This is a genomic window from Microbacterium testaceum (assembly GCF_001476655.1).
Classification (GTDB): Bacteria; Actinomycetota; Actinomycetes; order Actinomycetales; family Microbacteriaceae; genus Microbacterium; species Microbacterium testaceum_C.
Map to the genome: position 1 here is coordinate 1 of NZ_LDRT01000026.1, position 4512 is coordinate 4512.

General features: G+C 70.3%; 4 protein-coding genes. 2 read left to right on the top strand and 2 right to left on the bottom strand.

Annotated elements, in window-relative coordinates; genetic code table 11:
• Window positions 1-307: 307 nt before the first annotated feature.
• Both NS220_RS04860 and NS220_RS04865 read right to left on the bottom strand, forming a co-directional pair.
• Entirely contained in the window at window positions 308-1294 is a 987-nt protein-coding gene (locus tag NS220_RS04860; RefSeq protein WP_058622968.1) for a hypothetical protein, read from the bottom strand.
• Window positions 1295-1579: 285 nt separating this feature from the next.
• Window positions 1580-1981, bottom strand: a complete 402-nt coding sequence (locus NS220_RS04865; protein WP_058622969.1) for a hypothetical protein — start codon at window positions 1979-1981, stop codon at window positions 1580-1582.
• Window positions 1982-2083: 102 nt separating this feature from the next.
• Between NS220_RS04865 and NS220_RS04870 the strand changes: the two genes are divergently transcribed.
• Together NS220_RS04870 and NS220_RS04875 are read left to right on the top strand one after the other, a co-directional pair.
• The gene (locus NS220_RS04870; RefSeq protein ID WP_058622970.1) at window positions 2084-2758 is read left to right on the top strand and encodes a YqaJ viral recombinase family protein; all 675 of its coding nucleotides are present in this window, start codon (window positions 2084-2086) and stop codon (window positions 2756-2758) included.
• Window positions 2759-2854: 96 nt separating this feature from the next.
• Window positions 2855-4512: MDR family MFS transporter (locus NS220_RS04875; RefSeq protein WP_058622971.1), on the top strand; the 1658-nt coding region annotated here is incomplete at its 3' end.

Genomic DNA, 4512 nt, shown 5'->3' on the forward strand with positions numbered 1-4512 from the left:
AAGAGCCAGCCCGTGCGCCGGCGCCCGCCCGCCCCTCCGGCGCCGCGCCCGCGCGCAGGCGCCGAGACGACCGGCCTTTCCCGAGATCACCCGCGATTCGCGGGCATCCCGAGTCATCTCGGCGATCCCGGGTCATCTCGGCGACCAGCCGGACGATGCACGCCGACCGCGAGGACCGCCGGCGCGACACAGACCAACCCGCAGCGACCGCCCACGCGACACAGGCCGCCACGCGGCGGCCGATACAACGGCGACCCGGCACGCGACCGGGCCCGGCCCGAGGCTTCCGCCGGACCGGGCACGACCCTCAGCGCGGAGGGCTTACGCCGAAAGAGGCGAGCCGAGCGGCGAGCGTCTCGGGCGTGCGGATGTCGGCGAACCCGCCTCGGCACAGCCGCCATTGCGTCGTCCCGCGGATCCAGTCCTCGCGGCGCTTCTCCTCGATCAGGACGGTCTCGATCGACCGGCCGCCGCGCATCTCGGGGTCCCGATACTTCACCTCGCCGTCGAACTCCCAGAATGTCCGAACGTCACGCAAGCCGACGTCGACGAAGTATGTGGAACCGTGAGGCCCTGCGACGGCGACCTGGAGATCGATGTCGCAGAACCCGATGCGGTGCAGCTGCAGCCGGCTGACGCTCTCGCCGGGGAGTTCTGCGCGGCCGTCGGCGAACTCGATCACCTCGCGCGCCCGCCGGATGCCCCGCGCCCCCGCTGCACGATGCGCGCGCTCCCGCATCCGCTCACGCCACCCTTCCTGGGCCACCGGGTCGAAGCGACGCGCCGCCACCGCCTCACGTCGCAATGCCGCATCGGCGCACACGAGCGCCATCTCCCGCGGCGCGGTCCGCGCGACGTCGAACACCGTGCGGTCGAGACTGGTGCAGGTGATCCCGTCGACCGACACGATGTCCTCGTCCGGCAGCACATCCAGGTGACGCCGGAGACCCGCGCGGCTCGACCCTCCGGTGCGGCCGGCGAGGGTCACCTCGACCGGGCGGTCGGCGAAGCGGTACTGCGGCAGTCCGTGGACGACCGCCGCGGACAGGTGCGACACCACCGCGGCCCCGCCGCGCGTCGCGGACATGGCCGCCTCGACGGCGACCCGGTGTCGCTGTGCGGGGAGCCGTCCGAGATGCACCTCGCGGTCGACGTAGACACCCGGCTGCAGACGCAACCACGGCCCCGCGTGCGACGCGAGTGACAGGACGCTCGCGGGCACGCCGCGAGAGAGCAACTGCTCGCGCGAGTACATTCCGGAGGCATGGCCCCACGTCAGCTGCTCCGACCGCATTCCCCGATGTTCCGGCATCCTGGCGCCCGCCCGCTCGTCTGCCGCCCCGTCCGTGGACAGCCCCTGCACCGCCTCCGCTTGTGCAGGAGCCCCCCGGACCGAAATGACCCTTGTTCGCCGAGATGACCGGTCATCACGGCGATTGCCCGGTCATCTCGCGAACAGCCGGTCATCTCGCGTACCCGCGGCTGTCGAGACCACCCGGCGGGCCCGCCCGGTGCCCGGCGCCGCCCCCCGGGCACCGACCCTCAGGCACCACCCCAGGCACCACCCCCAGACACCGCGTCAGGAGACGCGCGCCTCGGGAAGCAGCGCCTGGGTCATGCGCACGATGCGCGTGGGGGTGCGCGCGCCGAGCCACACCGTGCAGACGGGGTCGTCGCCGCACGCCCACTCGGCGCACCAGGCGTGGATGGCGGCGGCGAGACGCTCGCCGCGAGGGCGCAGCGTGCCGTCGATCGTGCGATCCAGCCAGCTCACCCGGCCATCGCCCGCGTCGAGGAGGCCCACCTGCTCCCACCCGCAGACCTCGACCGCCACCGTGAGATGCGTCTCCGGCGAGAGCGCCGCGGCGATCCGCCGCATCTCGCCTAAATTGCGCGCGTCGCCGCCGAGGAACACGGCCCCCTCGAGATCGCACCAGCGGCCGCCGTCGGGGCGACGGAGAGACGTGGCATCCGGAGTCATGCCCTCAACTTAGGTCACCCTTACTTGGATGACAAGACCCCGGATGCCGACGCGCCGAGCCTCACATCCGCTCCACCGCCGACCGGGGTTAGGGTCGAACGCATGTCCCCCGAGCTCGTCGCCTCTCGCAGCGCCGACCTCGATGCCCGGATCGTCGCCGACTCCCGCGATCGCGTCGCGTGGATCCGCGCGCGCTCGCGCGGCATCACGGCGACCGACGTGGCCACCCTGACCAGCGCCAACGCGATCTCTCGAGCAGCGGATGCCAAGCTCATGGGCTCGAACTTCTCGGGCAACGCCTTCACCGCGCACGGCCGTCGACGCGAACCCGAGATCGCCGCCTGGGTGGCCGCGACGCACGGCATCCAGCCGTCTTCCGCGCTGTATCACGCGGTCGTGGAGAAGCGACACCTGGCCACCCCCGACGGCGTCGTCGTCGACGGCGAAGGACGCATCGTCCTCGCCGAGATCAAGACCACCAACAAAGCCTGGCGCTCGATCCCTCGCACCTACATGCGGCAGATCTGGTGGCAGCAGCACGTTCTCGGTGCGGAGCGGACTCTCGTCGCGTGGGAGCAGCACGACGGTTTCGTCCCCCTGCACGACGAGCCGCGCTGCCAGTGGGTCGACCGCGACGAGCGCGAGATCGCCAAACTCGTCGGACTCGCCACGGCCCTCATCGACGAGCTGTACCGCCGCACCATGGAGGCACGCCGCCCCGCACCGGCGCGACAGGAACCCACGGAGAGGTATCGCGCCCTCGCGCTCCTCGACTAATAGTTGACGCAGGTCAATCATCAGGCGTATCGTTGACGCAAGTCAACCAATCGCGCCATCGTCGTCGCGGCATCCGTCCCCTCCGTGGAGTTCCGCATGACCACCGCTTCCCCCGAGACCGCCGCTCCGCGGCGCGTCCTCCCCGCCCTGATCGGGCTGCTGCTCGGCACCTTCGTGTCGATGCTCGCCTCGACCGTCGTCTCGACGTCGCTGCCGGTCATCGTGCACGACCTGTCCGGCGATCAGAACGCCTACACCTGGGTCATCACCGCGACCCTGCTCACCACCGCGATCTCGACCCCCATCTGGGGAAAGCTCGCCGACCTCTTCAACCGCAAGGTGCTCATCCAGATCGCGATCGCGATCTTCGTGCTCGCCACCGCCGCCGCCGGGTTCTCGCAGAACACCGACATGCTCATCGCCTTCCGCGCGGTGCAGGGTCTGGGTGCCGGCGGTCTCGCCGCGCTCAGCCAGGTGATCATGGCCGACATCATCAGCCCCCGCGAGCGCGGTCGCTACATGGGCCTCTTCGGCGCCGTGATGGCCGTCGCCACCGTCGGCGGGCCGCTGCTCGGCGGAGTGATCACCGACGCGTTCGGCTGGCGCTTCAACTTCTTCGTCGCCCTTCCCTTCGCCGTCGCCGCGCTCCTGATCCAGCAGCGCACGCTGCACCTCCCGGTGCGCGCGAAGCGGAAGGTCAAGATCGACTACCTCGGCATCGTGCTTCTGTCGACCGCGGTCTCGCTGATCCTCATCTGGGTCACCAACGCCGGAAAGTCCTTCGACTGGGCCAGCGTCGAGACCACGCTCATGGTCGGCGGCGCGGTGGTCGCCGCGGTCCTGTTCGTGATCGTCGAACTGCGCTCGTCCGAGCCCCTCGTGCCGCTCACGCTGATCCGGGATGCCACCTTCACCCTCGCCACGATCGCCTCCATCGCGACGGGTCTGGCGATGTTCGGCACCTCGGTGTTCCTGAGCCAGTACATGCAGATGGCCCGCGGCGCCACGCCGACCGAGGCCGGCGTCATGACGATCCCCATGATCGGCGGCCTGCTGGTCTCGTCGATCGTCGTGGGTGCTCTCATCTCGCGCTTCGGCCACTGGAAGCCGTTCCTCATCACCGGTGGCGCGCTCCTGATCGCGGGGTCGTTCCTGCTGTCGACCATCCACTACGACACGAACTTCGCCCTCGTCTCGCTCTACATGTTCTTCCTCGGCGCAGGTGTCGGCATGACGATGCAGAACCTCGTCCTCATCGTGCAGAACACCGCCAACCCGACGCAGATGGGGGCGGCCAGCTCCGGTGTGACGTTCTTCCGAAGCCTCGGCGGCACGATCGGCGTCTCAGTGATGGGCGCAGCCCTCGCCAGCATGGCGACGACCCTGTTCACCGACCGGGCCGAAGACCTCAAGACGGCGATCATGGGTCTCGGCGCCAACGGCGCTGCCGTCGCGCAGTCGCTCCAGTCGGGGACCATCCCGCAGGTGTCGACTCTGCCTGAGAGCGTGCGCGTCATCGTCGAGGACATCTACGCCCAGTCGATCGCGCACTCCTTCCTCATCGCGGTACCGGTCGCCGTCGTCAGTCTCATCGCGATCCTGTTCCTGCCGAACCGGCCCCTGACCCGCATGACGACCACGGAGCGGGTGGCGGCGAGCGAGGCCGACTTCGCCACCGTCTCGGTCCCCGCGGGCATGGCGACGCTGGCCGCGACCGGTGCGGTGCCGACACAGGATGCCACGGCCTCCCGCCG